Raw genomic sequence first — 23,351 nt, forward strand, 5'->3', positions numbered from 1 at the left:
GCCGTTGAAGACTACAACGTTGATAGGCAAGATGTGGAAGTGGTGTGAGCCATTAAGCTAACTTGTACTAATTACCCGTGAGGCTTAACCATACAACGCCAAACGCGTTTTATGTGATAGTTTAAGCAAAGAAGTTAATAGACTAAAGTAGATTACTTGATTACTCTTTATTATCAGAAATTCCAAATTTTAGTAAGCTTGATTAAATCGAACTTACACCAAATTTGCTTGGTGACAATAGCGTTTTGGACCCACCTGACCCCATGCCGAACTCAGTAGTGAAACGAAACAGCGCCGATGATAGTGTAGCATTTGCTATGTGAAAGTAGGACATTACCAGGCTCCAAATAAGAGAAAGCCCGACTAGAAATAGTCGGGCTTTTTTACGTCTGCAGGAAAGTGAAAATGCAGGTTCGAGGTGAAATACTTCAAAACTTATAACTGAGGGCTTAACACTGACTTGTCTTTAGAGTAACTGTCCTACTTCTTAGCGACAGCGCAGTAGCATGTAGTGGCAGAACAGCGTGGAGAGTCATAATGAAGGCATGAAGGATTATACCAATCCGCAATAATACTCAATCATTTTGCGGGGCTAAACGTGTCGCTATCTGCGTTAAAAAATTCTCATTTAGAACAACTAAATAGCGAATTTTTTGCCTAGCTATCAATCCGTTTTTCCTGCCTGAAAATAGACCGCTTAATTAAGCGAATTGGTATTGTTTCTTCCTTTTAACTGGTGCCTTTCCATCAGCATTCTCCCTTTACTGATCTCAGTTATTCTCCTTGCACCTTTAAACTAGTCCCTAAATTATCATCTTGTTGCAATTTCATTGTTGGTTTAATAACTGTCCTGTGTAAAACTATCTAGGATAATTTAGTAAATCAGGTGACATGAATGTCGAATATAAAAGCTTGGAAACTTCTCAGCCTGTTTTGTTTGTTTACAGCACTGATTGGTTGTCAATCTAAAGAAGAACAGCTACAACAAACAATTCAAGAGTCCATTAAAAAGGCCGATGTCGAGCTTACTCAGCTTGGTAAAGCACTTGATAATGGTAGTATACGTAATGCGATTATTCTTAAAGAATACAGTCGTATCCTTAAACAACAGCAACCTGAACTCAGTAAGGTTGTTGATGTAGTTAGCCTTGATGCCACACGCCAGGGAGCCCTTTATAGTGGCTTAACCCAACGCCTTGATGATATTAAGGGTAATTACTTAATTCCTCCTTACGAAGACACTTTATACAATATTGATTTATTGCGTGAGGCCGCCAAGCCAACGTTATTTTCTGATGCCTTAACCGATCCTATTAATATGCTTGCGGATATGTCGAATGGTTCTTTGGCACGAGTTGGTGCTATAAGCCAAAAAGCTGAAGGCGAAGGGGTCGGTAACCAAATGATAGGTAATCCTAACTATGGTAATTGGCAAACGAATAGTAGCGGTATTAGCTTTTGGCAATGGTACGGCATGTACCGTATTTTGGGTGATGTATTTGACCGAGTTGAATACGGAAGTTGGAGTAAACGCCGTAAGTATAGTTACTACAATGACTATGGTCGTACTCGTTACTCAAGCCCTAAACAAATAAAAACCCAAAGTGCATTAGAAACACGTACACGACAATCTTACCAACGCCAAGGCAAGCAGTTCACTAGTCCTTATGCGAGTAAAAAAACAGGTGCATCAGGTTTGAGTCGCAGCAGTTATACGCCGCCTAAAAGTCGCAGCAGTTACTCAAGAGCGAGTAGTTATAGCAATAATTCAGGATCGGTTCGTAATAGCAGTAGCAGAACCTCGCGCGGCGTAAGTCGTGGTAAGTAAAGAATAACGTTGGAGTTAGAATAATATGTATGAATTTAATGGAATAACTATGTGGTCTTTGCAAGCACTGTCTGTGGACTTTGCAATTATCATCTTACTGTTTGTGAGCTTAAAGTATATTAAAGGTTGGGTATCTAATTTACACGCCAATGATGAAATTACCGAGCGCGATAACTTTGCATTTGGAATAAGCTTTGCCGCTGGTTTGGTAGCACTTGCGATTGTGTTAACGGGCGTGAGTAGTGGTGCGTTTGCTGCTACGTTACAAAAAGAAGCTCTGTTAATGCTTGGCTATGGTGCATTAGCAATTCTGCTTATAAAGCTGGGTCACTTTTTTCAAGATAAAGTGGCGCTGCGTAAAGTGAGCTTACATAACGAAATAGTCAAAGGTAACGTTACTGCGTCAATTATTGATTTTGGCCATGTAGTAAGTGTTGCCGTGGTTATCCGCTCAGCCCTATTGTGGGTTGCTACTGAAGGTTGGCATGGCATTCCTATTGTTATTGCTGCGTTTGTAATTGGTAGTGTGGTATTGCTGTTAGTAAGCCAATATCGCGTGCAGTTATTTAAGCGCACCAATAAAAGTGGCGACTGCCTACAACAGGCTATTATTGATGGTAATTTAGCAGTAGGTGTTCGTTATGCAGGCTTTTTAATTGGTAGTGCATTAGCCATTACTGCTGCAACAGGCATTGCTCCTTATGCTGCTGACAATATTAATGCGAGTTTACTTTACTGGGCGCTAAGCGCCGTTGTTTGTTTGGTTGCTTTCATTTTACTGCACTTACTGACGATTAAAATCATTCTTGCTGGCTGTAATATTTCAGATGAAGTGAATCGTCAAAAGAATGTGGGTGTTGCCGCTATTTCTGCAGCTGTGTCATTTGCTGTCGGGATCACTATGGCCACACTACTGGGTGCATAATCACGTGTCATCAACTCAAGCTTCCCCAAGTAAATTTAATTTACTTGGGCATGATATTTTACTGATCACTGTTATGGCCGTACTCGCTGGGTGCGGCCTTATTTATGAATACTTACTTTCTCATTATGCTGGCCGAGTACTCGGCTCAGTTGAGAGTGCAATTTACGCCATGATAGGCACTATGATTGTAGCTATGGGGATGGGTGCATTTTTAGCGCGTTGGTTTAAAGATGCCTTTACCGCATTTGCTTGGCTAGAGAGTATTATTGCGCTCATAGGTATGGGCTGTATATTAGCCATTGCCAGCATTATTGCCGTGAGTTATTCACTCCCTCATTTATTCTCAAGTATTTTTAATATTCCACCTGACGTTATTCTTAATGGTTACGTGTTTCAAAAGCTGCAAGAGTGGTCTCGCTTTTTACCTTATGTATTTGGCTTAATATTAGGGCTATTTATTGGTATGGAAATACCGCTTATTGCGCGCATTCGCCAGCATGTTTATGGACGTTTTTTAGAAAATAACGCCGGCACTATATATGGGGCTGACTATATTGGCGCTGGTATTGGCGCGGCAATTTGGGTGAGTATTATGCTCGCAATGCCAATAATGCAAGCCGCCGCTTGGACAGCGCTATTTAACATTATTGCCGGACTTGCCTTTTTATGGCGTTACCATAGCTATGTACGCTTTGCTAAGTTGCTATTGGTTTGCCATATATTACTGCTGGTGTTATTCGCTTTTATTTTGCAGTTTGGTAGTAGCTGGATGGATAACCTAAGTAACGTACTATACAAAGATAAAGTTATTTACTCTCAGGCGACTAAGTATCAACATGTGGTGCTAACAGAGCGTTTAAGTAAAAATCAGCCTCAGCCAATTACTGATCTATATTTAAATGGTCGTTTGCAGTTCTCTAGTGTAGATGAGCAAATATATCACTCAATGCTTGTTTATCCTGCAATGCTCGCATCTAATCGTCATGACCGTGTTTTGATTATTGGTGGCGGTGACGGATTAGCCATGCGTGATGTATTAAAGTGGCCAGTCAAAGAAGTCACACTAATTGATTTAGATGGCCAGCTACTGAATTTATTTGGCCATGAAGACGATAAATTCACACCGCCAGAAGAGATTAAACAGCGGTTGGTAGCACTCAATAATGAATCGATGCATGACCCGCGAGCAAATATTATTGTGGGCGATGCATTTTTAGAAGTCGAAAAGCTACTGGATCAGTCAAAGCAGTTCGATACTATTTTAATTGATTTGCCAGACCCTAATCACCCTGATCTTAATAAGATGTACAGCGATTACTTTTATAATCATGTACGCCAATTATTAGCGCCTGATGGTGCTATGGCGGTACAGTCAACATCGCCTTATCATGCGAAAAAGGCATTTTTAAGTATTGCTAAAACGGTGAAAGCCGCAGGTTTTGATTATGTAGAGCAATATCAGCAAAACATTCCTTCGTTTGGTCAATGGGGATGGACTATTGCGACTAAAATGGGGCAATCACCTAGTGCCCGTATTAGCAATATAACTGATATGCCAGTGCCATCTCGGTGGATTAGTAAAAAATATTTATTAGCGAGTTTTGCATTTCCTAATAACTATTTTGAACAAGTGAACGATATTGAAGTCAATAGGTTAGGTTCTGGTCGCTTATATGATTACTACCGAGCAGCTTGGCAAATAGAAAGTGAATTGTATAAAAATTAATAAAACATGGTTGACATAATATGTCGGCCGTGCGAATCTTAACTCAGACATAATATGTCAAACGACGAAAAGGCAGAGACATGGAATTAAATGAACTTTCAATAAAATTAGCGTCTTTTGAAACCGAGGGTGCTAACTTTGAGTCTTTCTTGATTGCCAATCCAGGTGAGCAAGATGTTTTACAAGTCATTGTTGATGGAAATGACGAGCTTCCAATTTTTGTTACTCAAACACAAGAGCAATTACTATGTATTAGCTACTTGTTTGACGAAGATGAAGTAAAAAGTGAATTACGCAACGAGTTAAACGAAACGTTACTGCATTTAAACGTGCCAATTCCACTGAGTGCATTTGCTAAGATCGATAATAAATACGCGATTTTTGGTGCACTGTCGGTAAATTCATCTCTAGATGATGTTACCCACGAACTAGTGACATTAGCTGATAACGCTATAGATGCACTAGAAGCCGTGACCTTATATTTAAACGATTAGTAGCTAGTTAGTGGAGTTAAGATTATGAGTATTTTAAAAAAATTATTTACAGCAGTACGTGGCGGCGCACGTGAAGCAGGCGAAGCAATTGTTGATGCCAATGGTATTCGTATTTTTGAGCAAGAAATTGCTGATGCACAAAATGCGTTACACCGTGCTAAAAAAAGCCTAACAGAAGTGATGGCTAAAGAAATGCAAACTAAGCGTAAAATTAGCGCAGTAGATGCATCAATTGCTGAGCATGAAGCTTATGCAGGTCAAGCCCTTGAAAAAGGGAATGAAGCATTAGCATTAGAAATTGCAGAAAAAATTGGTGACTTTGAAGCTGAGAAAGCTGAGCACGAGCAAGTGTTAGCGGGCTTTAGTAATCACATAGTGACTTTGAAGCAGCAAGTAAAAGATGCTGAAAAATCAATTAAGGAAAATCAGCGTCAGCTTACTATGGTTAAAACCACAGAAAGCGTTCAGCAAGCGACAATGGCTGTAAACAGCACGCTTAATACTAATAATTCATCAATGACATCGGCGCGTCAGTCGCTTGAGCGTATTAAGCAACGCCAACAAGACCGTACTGATCAATTAGGTGCTGCAAAGTCTCTAGAAGCAGATGTTAATGGCGATGATTTAAAAGCTAAAATGGCTGAAGCGGGTATTGGTGATACCAATCCAAAAAGTGCTGATATTTTAGCGCGCATTAAAGCGAAGCAAAATAGCTAACATTTAGAACCATATCAAAAAGGTAACCGAGTTTCGCTCCGTTACCTTTTTTGCTTACAGAGGCACCTTATATGTTTAATTTTTTCAAATCTAAAAAAAAGCCAGAACGTCAGCTTAATCATGCGAGTGACCTTAAAAAAGGCGACATGTTTACTGTCATTGATTCGTTTGCTTATCCTTCATGGCTTAAAGGTCAAACGTTGCGCGTTATTGATGTGCAAACGTATCAGTACCAACACAGCAGTGATACTGAATTTGTACTTGAAACTAACACTGGCCAAGTGGTGTTTTTACAAATAGAGCAAAATGATGGTGAACAGTGGGCAAACTTCTCTATAAAAATTCAGCGTGATGAAGTTGAAGAGATCTTTGGTCTTGATGAATTTGCGCGTATTTTTGATGAAGAGTCATTAACACATATCACGGTACAAAATACCCCTGAGCGTTTTATGCAATTTTTAGCTAAAAGCTATCAACAAAGTGAATCGCCTTATGTATGTTATTTTCATAATAAAGACTTTCGTGGCCAAACGCTGCCTCGCTATGAGCAAGACGGTGGTGAACCCTGTGAAATGATTTGTTTAGCGTCACCCGATGAAGGGCATAGCGTTAATATAGAGATTTGGGAGGGAGGTGAAACAGAAGTCTCACTGACGTTAACTCGCCCAATTAGCGATATTGTTGATTTGTTTCCTGGAGATGCCCAGTGAGTGATGCTAAAGACAAGTGGTTGCGCCAAGAGCAAGCTGTGCGCGCCACGCAAATGGCATTTGATTTGAGTAGTGAGGTACAAAAGTCGATAAAAAAACAAGCTATCGATCAAGAGCTCACTCCCTCAGATATGATCCGTAAAATTTTAGGTCTTGATGTAAAGTCTAAAAAAACACGGCAACGACTATCGTTTAATTTAAATGATGACGAAATAGCCCAATTGGCTAGCCGGTTTGAAGTGGCAGTAGATGATAAAAGAGCGGTAAAGCAACAGGTAGCAGAGTTACTCATTGAGCATACAAAAAAGACTAAGTAACCCTTTTGCCTTCTTTATGTAAAATACTTACACTGGGGCTATTATTTTCTAAAAAAGTGCCGCTGTGAATATCTTATTGATTGCCTACTTACTCATGTTTGCTTTATTTGGCACGGCGGCAAGCTACTTCGTGCGTTTTATATATGCCTACTGGGTACAGAAAAAAATGCCACTGGAATACATTTTTAAGGCAGGTGTGTGTATTTTCATGGTGGTGGTTGTTTCGGTGTTAATACCACTATTAGATTAACACCGAAACGAACTGCTACTGGTAGTTAACTGTTTTACATTGATTATCAATACATAAAGAGTGGACTTCTAGCACTGGTGAACAGTCTTTGAACTCAAGCATTGCATTATCTAGTTGTTCTTGCTCAGTGATTTTTTGCGCTAATTGCTCTGCTTGTTCTTGAGAGTGATTTAATGTTGAGTACACAACATACTTACTCGGCCCCCCACAGACACGCGAGCCAACACCTAACACCTTACATTGATAGCTGGCTGTGCAGCTTTTATTACTTGTAAGCTCATTAAGTTGAGTATTTAAAACAGATTCACTCGCGTTTTGAGCTTTGCTTGATGTTAGTGCACTACTGCAACCGCTAAGCAGCATAGTCATAACAACACAGGTAGCTGATAGCTTAATTACGGATGACAAACAACTCATAATCTAATCCTTAAAATACACTTACCGCAGAGCCTTCAAGTTTAACACATTTATTTTCAACACACTGAGTGCTTGGCGCAGTTAAATGTTGGCAAATACTCATCATGCCTTTTTGCGCATTATAGGTACTTTCCAATTGAGTGATAGTATCGCTTAGGGCTGAAACCTGCTCTTGGGGTGCGCTTTGTGTAGAGTACACAATGTAATCACTTGGTCCACCACAGGCACGGCTACCAACAGCGCTGACTTTACACTGTGAACTAGTTGAACATTGTTTATCTGCTATGAGGTTATTTAATTTATTTTTTGCTGTTTTAATATCATCAAGCGACACTTCTTTTGCAGCATCAACCGGTAGTTGCTGTGCTATTTTATTTTGCTTATTTTCTTGTGGTAGTTTTTGTTGTGGTATCGGCGTAGACGTGTTTTCTACCGCATTGGTTTTAGTTTGCTCAGTTTCATTTGAGGTGGTTTCTAAGCAAGCTGTTAAGCAAAGCGGTAGCAGTAGAGCGAGTAATGGAGTACGCATAATCGTTCCTGATAGTGATGAATTATTCATCACTATCATACACGGTGCATCCATTACGGCAATAAAAACTCTACTATCAATATATTAAAGCGCCATTAATGGCGTTTTTACATTAACCCACCTTGGGTTAATTTAGCTGGATTGAGTAATGCTTCTAATTCTGAGCGAGATAGGTCTGTCTCTTGCTCGGCGATATCAATAATTGGCTTTGCTTGCTGGTAAGCTTGTTTGGCAATTTTTGCTGCTTTTTCATAGCCAATAACTGGGTTGAGTGCAGTAACTAAAATAGGATTTTTAGTCAGCGCTTTATCAATCTGTGCTTGATTAACTTTAAAGCTAGTTATGGCTTTATCCGCTAGTGCTTGCGCACTGTTAGCAAGTATCTCTGTACTTTGCAGGATATTATAAGCAATCACGGGTAGCATTACGTTAAGCTCAAAGTTGCCAGCTTGGCCTGCTACGGTAATTGTGGCGTCGTTACCGATTACTTGCGCACTAGCCATTGCAGCGGCTTCTGGGATCACCGGGTTCACTTTGCCAGGCATAATGGATGAACCAGGCTGCAATGCTTCAAGCTCTATTTCACCAAGTCCTGCAAGCGGCCCTGAATTCATCCAACGTAGATCGTTGGCTATTTTCATTTGCGCAACGGCATAGACTTTCAGCTGCCCTGATAAAGCCACAATGGCATCTTGCGAGCCAATATTATAAAAAAAGTTATCACTGGGGATAAAGTTAATCCCTACTTTTTCACTTAGCTGTTTGGCAAATAGCGTAGCAAATTGTGGATCGGCATTAATACCTGTACCTACTGCTGTCCCCCCCTGAGCCAGCTCACAAACACGTATTAGTGCATGCTCAATACCGCTGGCTGCGTGCTTTACCTGCGATTGCCATGCGCTGAGTGTTTGCTCAAAGGTCACTGGCATTGCATCCATTAAATGAGTGCGCCCAGTTTTAACTACATGACCGATGTCTGCTTTTTTCTGCTCTAAGGCGTCGGCTAAGTTTGCTAGTGCTGGCAATAATTTTTTATCAACACTGATAGCACTGCTTAAGGCGATTGCAGTGGGAATAACATCATTCGAGCTTTGTCCCATATTCACATCGTCGTTAGGGTGAATAGGTTGATTAGCATGTTTTGAAGCCAAACTTGCAATAACTTCGTTGGCATTCATATTTGAGCTGGTACCTGATCCCGTTTGAAAAATATCAACGGGGAAATGCTCATAATGCTGACCATCAATAATTTCTTGGCAGGCATGCTCGATTGCATTTGCTTTTGTTTTATCTAAATGGCCCAGCTTTAAATTGGTTAATGCTGCGGCTTGTTTTATATACGCTAAAGCAATAATAAATTGCTGTGGCATGGTGAGGTTGCTAATTGTAAAGTTATTAATGGCGCGTTGGGTTTGTGCTTTATAAAGTGCGTTAGCGGGTACGTCGAGTGTGCCCATGCTATCTGATTCTATTCTAAAGTTACTCATTAGTACTCCTAAAAAAGAGAATATATGACATTAAACTACGCTATATAAAAAGATATGGTGCTGTTATTGCTATTTACAACGGTATAGTTAAAAAGTAGGGGGCGTCAAGGCAAGTTAACAAGTGGGGTTAAAACTAAAAAGTCGACTTAAACGGATTTTAAGTCGACTTAAATAATGTATTTATATAAACAGCCAGTTATAAGGCTAAACAGAATTTTAATTGTAGCCAAGAATAAATATTTGGTCTGTTTCATGTTTGTTTTGTGCCTTTTGAGTGTGTTTTACATGAGAAAGTAAGTCGATAACCGTTGCTCTACAATCTGTTTCATGACTCGTTTTATCTAGGCTTTTATCGGTAATTGCCATTACAGCGTCTACGGCGGTATAGGGTGAAATATACATAATGTTATCCTTTTGTAGTTTAGTACTCATTAAGTGAGTAATTTAATAAAGGCATATAGCGTACCAGCTCGGTAAATATAATTTAACGTATTGAAATTAAAGTTATTTTATTATTTTGGTTAATTTACTCACGACAAAATAGCTGAAATTTGTTTTACTATTGTGCATTCATTTGCAATTTAGGTGCATCAGTATGACCAAACCGTTTTCACAAGCCTGCGAAAATAATAAAAATCATATACTTAAGGCTTTGCAGCCTGCATTGCAAAATGCAGGGTCGGTACTTGAAATAGGCTCGGGGACGGGTCAGCATAGCGTTTTCTTTGCCAAAAAATTGCCACATTTACAATGGTATACCAGTGATCGAGAGGTTAATCATCAAGGAATAAAGTTATGGCATGATGAGGTGCAACTGGCAAACTTGCATCCGCCTTTATTACTTGACCTAAACGATCCTTGGCCAGTAAATAAAGTGGATGCGATATATACTGCTAACACTTTTCATATAGTGAGCTGGGAGTTAATTACGCGTTTTTTTGCTGGAGTAAATCAGCACTTAAACCAGCAAGGGGTGGTGTGTGTATATGGCCCTTTCAAATATAAAGGGGAGTTTACCAGCCCCAGTAATAATGAATTTAACAGTTTATTGCAAAGTCGCGATCCACTTAGTGGTATCCGTGATTTCGAAGCGATTGAGCAACTTGCAGTGCAATCAGGGCTTAAGTTACTCAGCGATACGGCGATGCCTGCAAATAATCAGTTACTCATTTTTAAACGGCAATAAAGAGCTGCATTGTTGTTTATAAATATCGATATGTTGGCGTTCGCGTTTTAAGTAATCTGCAATAGCATGATTAAAATCGGGGTGAATAATATGATGAGCAGAATAAGTAGTGATGGGTTGAAAGCCGCGTGCTATTTTATGCTCACCCTGAGCACCGGCATTAAAACAGTGAATATTATGCTTAATCGCATATTCAATACCTTGGTAGTAACACAGCTCAAAGTGAAGAGAATCAATCTCTTCGCTTGCTCCCCAATAACGCCCATAAAGGGTATTGTCACCAATTAAACTTAATGTGGCGGCAATCACTTTATGGTCTTTTTTGGCTAGCATAATGAGCAATTTTTCAGCCATTAAGGCGTGTAGCAAGCTAAAAAAATCGCTGTTTAAGTAGCCTAAATGGCCTGAACGTTTTAAATAAGTACGTTGATAAAACTCACAAAAAAGCTGCATCACTGTTGTGGTGATTTGCTCACCTTCCAACCATTCAATGGTGATATTTTGCTGTGTTATTTTAGCGCGTTCTTTTTTTACTGCTTTGCGCTTACGGGCATTAAAGGTTTTTAAAAAATCATCAAAGTCTTTAAATTCATTATTAAACCACTGAAACTGTACCCCGGTTCTCAGCATGGCACCTGCATCATTTAGCTGTGAGGCTTGTGCTTTATCGCAAAAGTTTACATGCCAGCCTGACCAGGCTTGTTTTGCGCAGTGGGCATTAAGTTGCTCTGTTATATACTCATACACTAACTTTGGATTGCTATGCATAATACGTATTCTTTGACCCTCAATCGGACTAAAGGGAATACAGCACAGCCATTTAGGGTAATAATCTAAGCCACTTTTTTCATAAGCTTCAGCCCATGCCCAGTCAAATACATATTCACCGTAGGAGTGCGCTTTTAAGTAGCCAGGGGCAAGGGCAATGAGTTTATCGTCTTCATAAACGGCTAAGTGATGGGGCTGCCAACCTGTTTTTGCGCTTACACATTGGCTTTGTTCAAGTGCGTATAAAAAAGCGTGTTGAGTAAAAGGATCATCGCCAAAAAAATAATGCCATTGTGTTGCGTCAATTTGGTTGATGCTATTAAACCATTGATGTGAAAAGTGGCTCATAATGCTTTGCCTACTATTTTTTAAGTGGGTTGCTGATTAATTTTGGTAATAGTGCGACAGCCATATTTGGTTTTCTGTTTTCGATAAATCTTTATGGTTTATCTGGCGCAATATATTGAGATAGGCACTGTATAAGCTTATCGAGTTCGAGAGGTTTTGCAAGATGTTCGTTAAAACCAATTGCTAAGGCATTGGCTTTATCTTCAGGCATTACATCAGCAGTTAAGGCAATAATTGGTAATTGCTCAGTACTTTTAATTTGACGTATCAAGGCGGTGGCTTGGTAACCGTCCATAATCGGCATTTGGCAATCCATTAATACTAAATTGAAGTCATTTATTTTAACTTGTTCTACTGCTAATTCGCCATTTTCAACCAGTGTTGGGGTAATCCCTAAAGAGCTAAGCATTGCTTTTATGACTAATTGATTGACGCTGTTATCTTCTGCAACCAGTATTTTTAGTTTACTTAAGTCAACATGCTGGTGTATGTGCTTTGCCGTTACTTGTTGCGCTGCACATGTATTTAACTCGACAGACAGAGTAAAAGTAGAGCCCTTACCTGGCTCGCTTTGTACGCTGATATCTCCAGACATTAATAAGCTAAGTTCTTTTGCGATTGCTAAACCAAGCCCTGTGCCACCAAATTTACGTGATGTTGAGCTATCGGCTTGGGTGAACGCATCAAATAACTTACTTTGCTCTGATGGCGCAATACCGATGCCCGAGTCCTTAATAGTCAAGGTGATTTGACGACGTCTATCGGTGATCTCCTTGCTGTATGCGCTAACACTTACTTCACCTTCATAGGTAAACTTAATGGCGTTACTACATAGGTTTAATAAAATTTGCTCAATTCGCATAACATCACCTTCAAACCAAATATCGGTTGGTAATTGGTTATCAACTTTCCAGTGAATGCCTTTTTGTTCTGCGCTTTGCTCGAACATACTACTGATCCGAGCAAGAAGCGCATTCAAATCAAAAGGGGCGACTTCTAAGGTGAGCTTTTGTGATTCAATTTTAGAGATATCGAGTACATCATTGATTAAACTTAACAATGATTTAGACGCTAAATTAATTTTATTTAAATAATCAGAAAGAATTTCAGGGCTATCTTCATTTTTAGCTAGGGTTGAAAAGCCAATCACAGCGTTAAGTGGGGTGCGAATTTCATGGCTCATATTTGCTAAAAACCGGCTTTTAGCTTGATTTGCCAAATCAGAATGCTGTTTAGCCTTAACGAGAGAGCGAGTACGCTCTGCTACCAAACGTGAAAGTGCAAGGTGTTGGTGATTAAACAACAGTAATATCAGTAAAATGAGTGAGCTGACAATGACCTGTAAAATAAGCAAAAAGAGTGTCATGTTATTAGTTTGATGCGGTAGAAATTCATCTTTAATGGTTAAATCAACGAACCATGTTTGTCCTGCAAAATTAATTTCGATAGTTGTAAGCTTATTGCTTTTGGTTGGAATATTTTCGGCATTTGAATAAAACGGGATGGTAGCATTAGCTTCATAAATAGCGATATTAAACATTTTATTTTGTGCTTGGGTAAGCGACTGAGCAAGTATGTTTTTTACTAAAAATACACCTGTTGCGTAGCCTTTAATTGATGCAATCTCATTATTTTGTTGATACACAGGAGAAAATAATAAATACGCGGGTTCAGGTCGCTGTGTTTGAACTAATTGAATTATTTTAGTACCGACAGGGCGATTTTTGATACGTGGATCGAGTAAAGTCTCACGACGATCTTTACGAGAGTTGAGATTAAAACCTATGGCGGATTGGTTTTCTGACAAAGGAGCAATATAAGTGATAATCACCAATGGATCGTTGTTTGATAATGGGGCGCCTTTAATGCTCGGATCAAAGCTGTATGCAGTATAAACTTCATTAAGCTGTTTGTTAAAGTCACTGACCTGAGCCTGGTTAATTTTACGGTTCCATGAAAATGCTTTAATAAATGAATGCTCAGCCAATAGTTGAGCACTGTAAATATCAAACTCTTGCTTGCTTAAAGTCGGTGTTGATTGTATTTGGCTTGCAAGGCTTTGTACGGTTATTTGACTGAGGTTTAAATTGCTCAGTAAACTGTTTTCAATGATAGATGTTTCGCGTTTGGCAATTTGTATCGCATTTGAATAACTCTCTTGATTATATAGCTTTGTGGTTAAAGCTACAGAGATGAATAATACCGAGCAAACTGCGATGGTAGGTAGTGGGGTGAAGTAATGTCGTTTAAATTTAGGTTGTAATAACGCCAATATAAAAGGAGTTGCGATCAGCACACCAAGAGAATCACCAAGCCACCAAAAAGTAACATTTCTCCAATGATTATCAATACTGTAAGCAGGGTTAAACTGACTTAAAGCATAGACGCCAATATTGGCCGATATTAGGCTAACGACAATACCAACGATAAAAATAAAATAAATTATTGATTGGCGCTTCTTTAAAAACAGCGGATGACCTAGCCAGTATTTTAAAAAAGCTGCGCCAATCATCCCTTGTAGTACAGCACCAAAGCCGATTAGTAACACCTGCTCTAATGTATTGCCAATTAAAACTTGATCAGTAATAACGTTATCACCGGTACTTAAATTAAAGGCGACAGAGGCAATAAATAATGCCGGAATAAAACGCCACCACCAGATAAAACAGCCAACTAGGGCAATACCTGCAGGGAGCCAGATAGGGATTACTTGTGATTGGAAGGCAAAATTAGTTAATAACTTACCAGTTGCAAAATAAGCCACCGCAAACAATATGTAAAAAGCAGAAGAACTGGATGTTGAACGAAAAATCTTCACATGCATCCTTGTTTAATATTATTTTTATAGTTGAATCTCAGTATAGCGAATCAGTACTAAATAGTATTATTTTTTAAAGTGGTAACTGTTTTTTACTAAATGACTGCTTTAATACAACGGTTGATTCTATGTTGGCGATACAGCTTAAGCTTCCCAGTTGGTGCTTTACAAACTGCTCATAACTTTCTAAATCCTGAGAGATAATTTTTAATAAATAGTCGTGGCTGCCTGAGATCACTGAGCACTCAAGTACATGCGGTAGTTTTTCTACATGTTGTTCAAACTGTTGTGCCGCACTCACTGAGTTTTGACACAGTCGCACGAAAGCATAAACCAGTACATTAAGATTGAGTGACTTAGGGTTAATAGCTGCGTGATAACCAATAATAACCTGTTCTTGCTCAAGTTTTTTAATGCGCCTTAGAGTAGGAGTATCCGAGAGATTAATGGTATTGGCTAATTCTGATACCGACATTCGGGCTTGCGATTGCAAGGCAACGAGTAGCTGCTGATCTTTATTATCTAACATGGCTATAGAATCTTATTAATTATTTGTCTAGTAATAGTGATTATTGCTAACAATAACTGCTTTTACTATTTTTTTTAGCGTTTTAACCTCTGGGATCTTTGCTAGCATTAAAAAATAATAATAACAGGATAAAGTTATGAGTTCTTACACCGCTAAATTTGATAATTGGATTAGGTCTGAGTTTGTTGCTCTAAACTCTCAGTTAGAAGAGTTGTATTGGCAACAAGATGATAAAGCAAATGTTGAAGGGGTTGGGGATAACTTAAAGCAGACCTTGAAAGAGCACGGTAATGCGTTGATCAGCGATTTATTAGCTGAAGGTAATACCGACGAAGGATTTGATAGCGCATTTGATTTACTTGGTAATGTCGGTTTGTTTATGGCGGCTTGTCGTAGACATGAAATTACAGAGCCAAGCAGAGAGAATAGTTCACCGCTGATAGAAGCATCGGCGCTTGCTATGCATATTGGTGCTTCTATTGGAGTAACTCCTCGTTTTGCCACCGCACATTTAACCACTCATAATAAAGCCATTAATGGCACCTATAAACGGTTTACAAATCTTGATGATGAAGCTCTGTTTTTAGATTACAACACCCAAGGTATTTTAGCGTATAAGCGCGCGAGTGATGCTTTACTAAAAATACTGCCATTAGGTATTTCACACCCAGTCACGGCTGAACTACTTGAGGTGGTTAAAACGGCACTTATTGATGTAATAGCGTCGAATAATGCCTTGTATACTCAACTTGATACCGAGCGTTTTTTTAATTGTGTACGCCCATACTACAAGCCTTACCGGGTAGGTAAAGAGGTTTACCGTGGTGCAAATGCGGGAGATTTTGCCGGCATTAATGTTATTGATATGCTGTTAGGGCTTTGCAGTGCCAATGAGCCGAGTTACTCACAAATGCTGGTGGATAAATTTTTATATATGATGCCAGAGGACCAACAAATATTGCGAGAAGCCATGCGTATGCAAAGCTTTATGGATGACTTCTTAAAAGCCGAGCAATATAAACACACAGAGTGGTTTCAAAAGCACGGCAAACTATTTATACAAGTGTGTAAATTACATGGTGACACCGCTATCGGTCATCATAATCAGTTGGTTGAGAAGTTTATTGCCCAACCGTCACTGCAAATGCAACAACAGCATATAAGCAAAGTAACTGCCAGTGGACCACCTTTACCGGTACTGCTCGATTCATTAGCTAAGTTAAGAGATAGGCGTGCCGCGGCAAAGCGTGACGACATAAATACGCGCTTTGATGATTTAAACACGCTAAAACAGTGGATTAATTAATATGGCTAAAAATGATTTTTGTATGCCACAGGGTTGTTATTTATTAAGCCACTCTGTTGGCCGCCCATTAAAAACGAGCTTAGAAAATGCCACTGAACATTTTTTTACTCCTTGGCAAGAAAGTGTAAAAGAGCCATGGCAACAGTGGTTACCCGCCATTGAAAGATTTACTGAGGCATTAGGGCAGTTGTTTAATGCGCCTAGTGAGCAATTTTGTCCTCAGGTTAATTTATCCAGTGGTTTAACCAAATTGGTTATGTCACACCCCGTATTTAATAAACCACAGTGTACAGTATTAATGGCGCAGGCTGATTTTCCCAGTATGGGGTTTGTAATGCAAAAAGCACTGCCTGAATGTGCAAAAATACGCTACATCCCTGAGCATGAAGACTTGAGTGATAGACAGGTATGGCAGCGATATTTAACTTCAGAGATTGATGGGGTATTTGTTAGCCATGTTTATTCTAATACGGGTGTACAAGCTCCCATAAACGATATTGTGGCGCTGAGTAAAGTCACGAATACACTCTCAATAATTGATGTGGCGCAATCGGCAGGGGTTATCCCTGTCGATCTAACAGCGTTAAATGCTGACTTTATGATTGGTTCAAGTGTGAAGTGGCTATGCGGAGGGCCAGGAGCTGCTTATTTATGGGTAAATCCAAAGCAAATAACACAATGTGAACCAAAAGATGTTGGCTGGTTTTCACATCAAAACCCATTCGAGTTTGATATTGCGCATTTTCAATATAACGCTAAAACACTAAGGTTTTGGGGCGGTACGCCCTCGGTACTTCCTTATATTATTGCCGCTCATAGTATTGAATATATTGTTGAATTTGGCGTTGAACAAGTGAGATCGCACAACTTGATGTTACTTGAGTTAATTCAGCAGCAATTGGGCGCTTTTTTAATGTCACCTAGCGCTAAAGAGCAATGTAGTGGCACCGCTATTTTGCAGTTTTCTGAGCATCAGCAAAGTGTATTAACAGCATTAGAGACTGCAAAAATAAGTGTTGATGTGCGTAAACTCGGCATCCGTGTTTCACCTCACATATATAATACAAAGTCAGAGATACAAACATTTATTGATGTTGTGAAGCACATACTTAAGGTTGCTGACTAAGCTGCTGTTTTTTTTGAGTGAGTGCTTCTATTTGTTGTTGTGCTTGCTTGATTTGTGGGTCAAATCGCTGCTTAAGTGCCGCCGTTTCAGTGGTAATGGCATTCGCAATTGAGCTGGCTCCTAAGCGATTTGCTTTATCTTGGGTCATGTAATCGATTTGCTGTTTTTTTTGTGCGTATTCTTGTTGGTATTGTTTAATCTTAAGCTCAAGCTGCACAATATCACGCTCTATTTGTTGCACCGCTAGATAATCGTCAACAGAAGTATCGGCAACTGGTGTGTTCTCAGATTGTGGCGTATTTGTTTGCATGATGTTGACGTTTCTAAGCGTGATCACTTGAGCGTCTTCAGCGCAAGGAGTTTGACTAAAAGTAGGCACTCCTTTAATGGTACATTTATAAACCGTCACTTCATTTGCCATGCTAGCAGCACAGGCACCCAAACAACATAGTAGTAATATTAGCTTTGCCATGGTTAAACCTAAGCTGGTTTAAAGTACCATTTATAATGCACTAAGTTGTGACACCATACAATTTGTTTAATTTATTAGCATGCGCTCGCGACGGCCTTATACAAAGTGCGAATTAATAGAGGCTATTAAATTTTAGGCACAAAAAAACCACAATTAAGTGGCTTGTAATCAGTAATGGTGGAGAGGGAGGGATTCGAACCCTCGATAGAGCTACAAACTCTATACTCCCTTAGCAGGGGAGCTCCTTCGGCCACTCGGACACCTCTCCGACGCATTATTCAGCGTGTTATCAATCGGAAAAAACCAATTAATACAAATAAGTGGTGGAGAGATAGGGATTTGAACCCTAGAGGGGCTATAAACCCCTGCCGGTTTTCAAGACCGGTGCATTCGACCACTCTGCCATCTCTCCACGTCGTGATGCAGGATAATACTTAGGTGAGTTGCCTGTGTAAATAGCAAAAAGATCGTTTGCTTAAAAAGTGAGCGTAAATGCGGTTTTTTTTGTAAATTATGAAAATTAAAGATGATTTTTAGCTATGAGGAGGGAGCTGGCAGCAAACAGATGGAGCTAAAGAAGAAACTTCATTTAGTGGTTGGGTGTTTGCTGCAACAATACAAAAATCATGGTTGGGTGATTATTTGTATTGAATTGCACCGCCAAGTGCTAATTTTTTTCCGTAACGGTTAAGTTTAGCTAACATTCTCGCTTTGCGATTAGTTGGTTTAACTGCAACGTGAGTTGTGGCTGTTTGGTTTAATGTATTAATTGGGTTCATTGTATTCGCTCCAAGGTTGTGTCTGTTGAAAACGTGTGCATTTTGCCCGTAGGTTGGTTAAAAATAAAGCGATAAAAATTGCTGGTGAAGTATTAGTTTTTTTAATCTGAAAGTGTTTTTTTTGATTTGCTATTTAATGGCGTTTTTTTTGATTTTGTATATTTATTCATTATAGTCGTGTGCTATATCACTTTTATACGGGGTTTTTGCAGTTTTTTTAATTTTAATATGTTTATAAATAGATTATTTTGAATGGTTATTCAGATTAAATTATTTTGTATTAATGGGGTGGGTTTTACTTCGTTAAAAGATTTAACATGCTATTTATAGGTGGTTAATTATTTATCAGAGAAGAGCATTAAAGAAACGATAAAAAAGAGTGTTGCTAGGCTTTTAAATTATAAAAAAAGTGCCTAGGTTACTAGGCACTTTGGAGTTAGTTGCGTTTTAAAACGCGTCTAACTGGGGATCGCACCGCCTCAAGAATTTAAAACTTAAAAAGAGGTGGTTTTAATATGTTGCAATTTGGGCTTACAATCATCAGCTCGGACGGCATTCTAAGTGATCTAGAGCGAAGTGAAGATTATACTTTGGTTTGTATTTTACTATGAAGCCACAAAATGCCTCTGCACAGCAAGAGCAGATCCGCTCAACAGTCTATTATTTGAGTTAAATGGGACTGGTGGGGGTAAAAAACGCAAAATGCGGCATAGCTTAAAAGCAAATGCCGCAAAGGGAGATTAATTAAAATGCTGAGCAGTTAGTGCTGTTTTATAGTAAATAACTCATAGCCTTTTAATGCAGGCACTTGCGCAGCAAGTTGAGTTTCTTGTTGTGCGATTTCAACAAAGTCACCACACAGTGTATTTGCACGCTGTTCAAGTTTTTTTGCATGGAGCTCTACTTTTTCTTCTATTTGTGCGCCCATATTTTCCATGCGCTCTTCAAAGGCTTGCATGTCGCCACCTGAACCCATTAGCTCAGAGCCTAATGCTACTAAAATACTGCCCATTGATTGCATTACGGCCGACTCAACGGCAGTTTCTATTTGTTGTTCAAACTGCTGTTCAAAGTTTTCACCAAACTGAGTGAAGCTTTGCTGGCCCATGACAAATGTACCTTGTTGGTAAAAGGTACCCTCTACTTCTTGTTGAATATCGTCCATTAAGGTAGCAATGTTATCGAGGCCATCAATATTAAATGCATTGGCGACTTCTTCTAATGCAACGCCCGCAATTTTAACGCCATCAAGTGCAATGTTGGCTACTTCAGGTAATTGCGCACGTAAATTATCTGTGTAGTTGGTCAGTGCTTGGCGCTGAGCGCTATTTAATGCTACTTGCTCGCCATTGATCGACAACTCACCTTGAGTGGTAAAAGTCATACGTTGATTGTTGGCTTTAAAAATTTCTAATTCACTTGGCTTTATACGTACATCGTTTTTAAACTCAACTTTACATTCGTCGTTACTAAATGTAATTGAAGAGCTGTTATCGTTATGAGCCATGGCGACGGGGGCGCACATAATTGCGCTAACTAATAATAATTCTTTCATGTTTATTCTCTGTTTTTTGATGATGATAATTAACTTATAACAAGTTTGGTGCCAATAGTTTTTAGTGTTTAAAAACAGTGGTTTGTGATTTTTAAGGTGCTTTGAAGTTGAAAGTAAAGTTATTAAAAAAGCTAAAATTTGGTCAAAATAACCAACAGTTAAATGATAATAAATAAAATTTATCGATACGATAAAAAACTCTCACTTTCCACAATTCAAATTTAGCGCTATTTATTCACAATACTGACACAGAGACTATTTAGGATAGCGATGTGGCTTTATTTTGACGTAAATTTGTACAATGAATTTGCGTTGAACATTTTAATTTCACCAATTATCGCGATACAAGAATCCGTAATTGGTCTCAAACACTTTATGGAGTGGGTTGTGGGTAAGACATTTAGTTACGATGCGCTAGATGATGATTTTGTTGAAGACGAATACGAAATGGTCGGGCGTAATCAACACGACAAGAAAAAGCAAAAGGTGAAAAGAAAGTTAGAGGATTACCTTGAGCAAAAACGCTTGCGTAAAAACCTAGGTGAAGATGACTTAAACGATTATATTGATTAGGTTGTCGCTAGTACAAATCAGTGCCGACATATTAGCTTTTAACTGCTACTTAGTTAGTATTTAGAGCTCTGTGGGTTGGTAATAAAGAGGCTTTATGCCTCTTTATAATTTTTAAGCCTCAAACTTTAGCTGCGAGCAATGCTTTTTCAATTACTTTTTCTAGTTTTTCAGGTTTAGTAAAGGGCGCGTAGCGCTTAATCGGTGAGCCATCTGCATTAATCAAAAATTTTGTGAAGTTCCACTTAATTTTTCGTGTCAAAAACCCCGGCAATACAGATTTTAAATAGCGAAAAACCGAATGTGTATGCTGACCATTAACGTTCACTTTTTCTGCGATTAAAAAACTAACTCCGTAATTTATTAAACAACCTTGTGCTATTTGATTCGCGTCTCCGGGTTCTTGCTGGCCAAATTGGTTACACGGGAAACCTATAATGACTAAACCTTGGCTGGCATACTTTTCGTGTAATGCTTGCAATGACTCGTATTGATAGGTGAATCCACACTCACTTGCGGTATTTACTATTAACACAACTTTACCTACAAACTCTTTAAAATCGATAGGTTGGCCTTGCAGGCTAGTAGCACTTAGTTGATGAAATGGGTGCATATTATTAAGCTATTATTTGTTTATTTGGCATAGTCTAACCTTTGCTTGGTGATTAACAAAGTCGAAATAGTGAACACTGCTATGGCGTTACTGTTAATTTAAAATCAAAAATAACCCCATACCAGCAAGTGTGGTTAGGTAAATATTATGTGTTTTGTAAGCAACTATAATGGCTACAATCGCTGCGCTTAAATAAGGGTTTTGCCAATTTAGATTAATGCCACCATCATTTATAAATACAATCGGCACCCAAATCGCTGTTAGAACCGCAGGTGCACTGAAGCTCAAAAACTGCTGCATTTTAGGCCCTACTTTAAATGGTAGCGCGCGGTGTAAGAATAAATAACGGGTAAAAAAGGTAATACATGCCATAAGTAAAATAGTCGTCATCATGATTTAGCGTCCTTATTTTTTACTATTCTAGTTACAGTGTAACCTGCACTCATTGCTAATAGTGCTGAGCATACCAACCACAGCTCAAAGCCTGTGCTTTTTAATAAAGTGGCACAGATCCCTGCAACAATGACCGTGACAAGAGTGGCTAAATTTTTAACTCCTGGGATAACCAAAGCAATAAAGGTTGCAGCAATCGCAAAGTCGAGTCCTAAATTGGTTAGATCAGGGAGCATAGTGCCGGCTACAATACCGATAAGTGTCCAAATATTCCAAGCAATGTAAAAGCTAAAGCCTGCGCTGAGCGCGTAAATTAGGCGCGTTTGAGTCTGGTAGGCGCGAGGGTGATGCGAAAAAGCAAATAGTTCATCAGTTAAGACAAAGCTGACTGGAAGGCGCCAACGCATGGGTTGCTCAATCACTTTGTGACGAACCGCCAAGCCATATAAAAAATGGCGAGAGCTAATAATAAACGTGGTAAATAAAATGGTTAATAGAGGGGTATTACCAGCAATGAGCTCAATTGCAACCAGCTGCGCCGAGCCTGCAAATACCAGTAGCGACATGGCTTGAGTTTCAAAAGGGGTAAAGCCATTTTGTATTGCCAACGAGCCACATAAAATCCCCCAAGGAATAACGGCTAAACATAATGGCAGCATATCTAAAAAGCCTTTTAGTATCGGTTTTTTAATGGACTGCATGTGTTTTACTCTGCGCACTGGTAGAAAGACTCATTAGGATACCTTAATATTAAGATGCTAAAATAGTTAGCGTTTTAGATGATACTGTTTTTTAGGGAAGGTGCAATGTTCAAGGTAAAAGTGTGGGATGGCTTTTTAAGAAGCTTTCATTGGTTATTAGTATTGAGTATTGCTGCGCTTTATTTTAGTGCTGAAGAGGGCATGATAGAGCTACATTTTGTGGTTGGCTTTTTTACTTTAGCGCTTATCTCAACGCGGATTATATGGGGTCTTATAGGCAGTAAAACGGCAAGAATATCGGCATTACTGCATTCTCCTAAGTCGGTGCTTGCTTCTTTTAGTGGCAAAAAAATAAATGATGTGGGCCATTCTGCACCAGGTAGTTATATGGTGTTATTATTTTTTATACTGATTATTACGCAACTGGTTAGTGGTTTAATGAGCAGTGATGGCATTTTAACTGATGGCCCGTTAGCGCAGTATGTATCGAGTGATACGATTGATTTTGCCAACTGGCTGCACCATATCAATTTTGATATTTTATTTTATGCGATTATTTTGCATGTTGTGGCTATTATTGCTTACAAAATTAAAGGCAAGCCTTTAGTAAAAGCAATGATCACCGGCAATAAAGCACTGCCAACACAAAGCTCAGAGCCTGAGACAAAGTCACCATGGATTGCATGGTTTTTATTGTTACTATTACTGATTTTATTAATGAGTACTTGGGGAAGTGAGCCTTTAAGTTATCTGCTTAGTTAAAAAAATGGCGCTAATACAGCGCCAT

26 protein-coding genes, 2 tRNA genes and 2 rRNA genes are annotated in these 23,351 nt (G+C 39.1%); 15 read left to right on the plus strand and 15 right to left on the minus strand.

What is annotated here, in order from left to right:
• The 10 genes from QL986_RS15215 to QL986_RS15260 form a co-directional block, all read left to right on the plus strand.
• Positions 1–92: ribosomal RNA gene (locus QL986_RS15215) — 23S ribosomal RNA — on the plus strand; the annotation flags it as partial.
• Between the two features lie 135 nt (positions 93–227).
• A 5S ribosomal RNA gene (gene rrf, locus QL986_RS15220) occupies positions 228–342 on the plus strand.
• A gap of 553 nt (positions 343–895) precedes the next feature.
• Positions 896–1,828, plus strand: coding sequence for a hypothetical protein (locus tag QL986_RS15225; protein WP_016900246.1), 933 nt, complete (start codon positions 896–898; stop codon positions 1,826–1,828).
• Between the two features lie 25 nt (positions 1,829–1,853).
• Complete coding sequence (locus tag QL986_RS15230) at positions 1,854–2,753, plus strand: DUF350 domain-containing protein (RefSeq protein ID WP_013463678.1); 900 nt, start codon at positions 1,854–1,856, stop codon at positions 2,751–2,753.
• A 4-nt stretch (positions 2,754–2,757) separates the two neighbouring features.
• Complete coding sequence (locus QL986_RS15235) at positions 2,758–4,479, plus strand: polyamine aminopropyltransferase (RefSeq protein WP_016900245.1); 1,722 nt, start codon at positions 2,758–2,760, stop codon at positions 4,477–4,479.
• Positions 4,480–4,559: 80 nt separating this feature from the next.
• On the plus strand, positions 4,560–4,973 hold the full coding sequence (locus QL986_RS15240; RefSeq protein WP_290191684.1) for a DUF2170 family protein: 414 nt from the start codon (positions 4,560–4,562) through the stop codon (positions 4,971–4,973).
• Between the two features lie 24 nt (positions 4,974–4,997).
• The gene (locus QL986_RS15245; RefSeq protein ID WP_008113282.1) at positions 4,998–5,690 is read left to right on the plus strand and encodes a PspA/IM30 family protein; all 693 of its coding nucleotides are present in this window, start codon (positions 4,998–5,000) and stop codon (positions 5,688–5,690) included.
• Positions 5,691–5,761: 71 nt separating this feature from the next.
• The gene (locus QL986_RS15250; protein ID WP_016900243.1) at positions 5,762–6,400 is read left to right on the plus strand and encodes a hypothetical protein; all 639 of its coding nucleotides are present in this window, start codon (positions 5,762–5,764) and stop codon (positions 6,398–6,400) included.
• The gene (locus QL986_RS15255) at positions 6,397–6,717 is read left to right on the plus strand and encodes a hypothetical protein (protein WP_008113280.1); all 321 of its coding nucleotides are present in this window, start codon (positions 6,397–6,399) and stop codon (positions 6,715–6,717) included. The genes QL986_RS15250 and QL986_RS15255 overlap by 4 nt, the downstream gene beginning before the upstream one ends.
• A gap of 64 nt (positions 6,718–6,781) precedes the next feature.
• Positions 6,782–6,967 carry a hypothetical protein gene (locus QL986_RS15260; protein WP_290191685.1) on the plus strand — a complete coding sequence of 62 codons (186 nt, stop codon included), beginning with the start codon at positions 6,782–6,784 and terminating at the stop codon, positions 6,965–6,967.
• Positions 6,968–6,982: 15 nt separating this feature from the next.
• On the opposite strand, the gene QL986_RS15265 is transcribed toward QL986_RS15260, so the two are convergent.
• The 4 genes from QL986_RS15265 to QL986_RS15280 form a co-directional block, all read right to left on the minus strand.
• On the minus strand, positions 6,983–7,384 hold the full coding sequence (locus QL986_RS15265) for a hypothetical protein (RefSeq protein WP_008113277.1): 402 nt from the start codon (positions 7,382–7,384) through the stop codon (positions 6,983–6,985).
• 10 nt (positions 7,385–7,394) lie between these two features.
• Entirely contained in the window at positions 7,395–7,913 is a 519-nt protein-coding gene (locus QL986_RS15270) for a hypothetical protein (protein ID WP_171046546.1), read from the minus strand.
• 107 nt (positions 7,914–8,020) lie between these two features.
• Positions 8,021–9,400, minus strand: a complete 1,380-nt coding sequence (locus tag QL986_RS15275) for a class II fumarate hydratase (RefSeq protein WP_290191686.1) — start codon at positions 9,398–9,400, stop codon at positions 8,021–8,023.
• 216 nt (positions 9,401–9,616) lie between these two features.
• Entirely contained in the window at positions 9,617–9,802 is a 186-nt protein-coding gene (locus QL986_RS15280; RefSeq protein WP_013463685.1) for a hypothetical protein, read from the minus strand.
• A 193-nt stretch (positions 9,803–9,995) separates the two neighbouring features.
• On the opposite strand from QL986_RS15280, the gene QL986_RS15285 reads away from it, so the two are divergent.
• Positions 9,996–10,586, plus strand: coding sequence for a DUF938 domain-containing protein (locus QL986_RS15285; RefSeq protein WP_016900240.1), 591 nt, complete (start codon positions 9,996–9,998; stop codon positions 10,584–10,586).
• Here the strand turns inward: QL986_RS15285 and QL986_RS15290 are convergent.
• The 3 genes from QL986_RS15290 to QL986_RS15300 form a co-directional block, all read right to left on the minus strand.
• Positions 10,563–11,702 carry a GNAT family N-acetyltransferase gene (locus tag QL986_RS15290; protein WP_016900239.1) on the minus strand — a complete coding sequence of 380 codons (1,140 nt, stop codon included), beginning with the start codon at positions 11,700–11,702 and terminating at the stop codon, positions 10,563–10,565. The two genes, QL986_RS15285 and QL986_RS15290, sit on opposite strands and share 24 nt — an antisense overlap.
• A 91-nt stretch (positions 11,703–11,793) precedes the next feature.
• Complete coding sequence (locus QL986_RS15295) at positions 11,794–14,520, minus strand: ATP-binding protein (RefSeq protein WP_016900238.1); 2,727 nt, start codon at positions 14,518–14,520, stop codon at positions 11,794–11,796.
• Positions 14,521–14,593: 73 nt separating this feature from the next.
• The gene (locus QL986_RS15300) at positions 14,594–15,049 is read right to left on the minus strand and encodes an Lrp/AsnC family transcriptional regulator (RefSeq protein WP_010392556.1); all 456 of its coding nucleotides are present in this window, start codon (positions 15,047–15,049) and stop codon (positions 14,594–14,596) included.
• Between the two features lie 136 nt (positions 15,050–15,185).
• On the opposite strand from QL986_RS15300, the gene QL986_RS15305 reads away from it, so the two are divergent.
• Both QL986_RS15305 and QL986_RS15310 read left to right on the plus strand, forming a co-directional pair.
• Positions 15,186–16,355, plus strand: coding sequence for a monodechloroaminopyrrolnitrin synthase PrnB family protein (locus QL986_RS15305; protein ID WP_016900237.1), 1,170 nt, complete (start codon positions 15,186–15,188; stop codon positions 16,353–16,355).
• 1 nt (position 16,356) lies between these two features.
• A complete protein-coding gene (locus QL986_RS15310) occupies positions 16,357–17,481 on the plus strand; it encodes an aminotransferase class V-fold PLP-dependent enzyme (protein ID WP_013463691.1) in 1,125 nt (374 codons plus the stop codon).
• On the opposite strand, the gene QL986_RS15315 is transcribed toward QL986_RS15310, so the two are convergent.
• From QL986_RS15315 to QL986_RS15335, 5 genes are all read right to left on the minus strand, one after another.
• A complete protein-coding gene (locus tag QL986_RS15315; RefSeq protein ID WP_013463692.1) occupies positions 17,465–17,953 on the minus strand; it encodes a DUF4124 domain-containing protein in 489 nt (162 codons plus the stop codon). The two genes, QL986_RS15310 and QL986_RS15315, sit on opposite strands and share 17 nt — an antisense overlap.
• Before the next feature lie 175 nt (positions 17,954–18,128).
• A tRNA-Ser gene (locus QL986_RS15320) sits at positions 18,129–18,221 on the minus strand.
• Positions 18,222–18,274: 53 nt separating this feature from the next.
• Positions 18,275–18,365, minus strand: a tRNA-Ser gene (locus tag QL986_RS15325).
• Between the two features lie 226 nt (positions 18,366–18,591).
• Entirely contained in the window at positions 18,592–18,732 is a 141-nt protein-coding gene (locus QL986_RS15330) for a hypothetical protein (RefSeq protein WP_008113257.1), read from the minus strand.
• Positions 18,733–19,492: 760 nt separating this feature from the next.
• On the minus strand, positions 19,493–20,287 hold the full coding sequence (locus tag QL986_RS15335; protein WP_013463693.1) for a YggN family protein: 795 nt from the start codon (positions 20,285–20,287) through the stop codon (positions 19,493–19,495).
• A gap of 387 nt (positions 20,288–20,674) precedes the next feature.
• Here QL986_RS15335 and QL986_RS15340 point away from each other — a divergent pair, with 387 nt between their 5' ends.
• On the plus strand, positions 20,675–20,860 hold the full coding sequence (locus QL986_RS15340; protein ID WP_008108975.1) for a PA3496 family putative envelope integrity protein: 186 nt from the start codon (positions 20,675–20,677) through the stop codon (positions 20,858–20,860).
• 118 nt (positions 20,861–20,978) lie between these two features.
• On the opposite strand, the gene QL986_RS15345 is transcribed toward QL986_RS15340, so the two are convergent.
• The 3 genes from QL986_RS15345 to QL986_RS15355 all read right to left on the minus strand — a co-directional run bounded on the left by QL986_RS15345 (position 20,979) and on the right by QL986_RS15355 (position 22,564).
• A complete protein-coding gene (locus QL986_RS15345; RefSeq protein WP_013463695.1) occupies positions 20,979–21,470 on the minus strand; it encodes a glutathione peroxidase in 492 nt (163 codons plus the stop codon).
• A gap of 93 nt (positions 21,471–21,563) precedes the next feature.
• A complete protein-coding gene (locus QL986_RS15350; protein ID WP_016900234.1) occupies positions 21,564–21,863 on the minus strand; it encodes an AzlD domain-containing protein in 300 nt (99 codons plus the stop codon).
• Positions 21,860–22,564, minus strand: a complete 705-nt coding sequence (locus QL986_RS15355; protein ID WP_013463697.1) for an AzlC family ABC transporter permease — start codon at positions 22,562–22,564, stop codon at positions 21,860–21,862. The genes QL986_RS15350 and QL986_RS15355 overlap by 4 nt, the downstream gene beginning before the upstream one ends.
• Positions 22,565–22,669: 105 nt before the next feature.
• Between QL986_RS15355 and QL986_RS15360 the strand changes: the two genes are divergently transcribed.
• Entirely contained in the window at positions 22,670–23,326 is a 657-nt protein-coding gene (locus tag QL986_RS15360; RefSeq protein WP_013463698.1) for a cytochrome b/b6 domain-containing protein, read from the plus strand.
• Positions 23,327–23,351 lie beyond the last annotated feature (25 nt).

The organism is Pseudoalteromonas sp. APC 3250, assembly GCF_030407915.1.
Classification (GTDB): domain Bacteria; phylum Pseudomonadota; class Gammaproteobacteria; order Enterobacterales; family Alteromonadaceae; genus Pseudoalteromonas; species Pseudoalteromonas tetraodonis.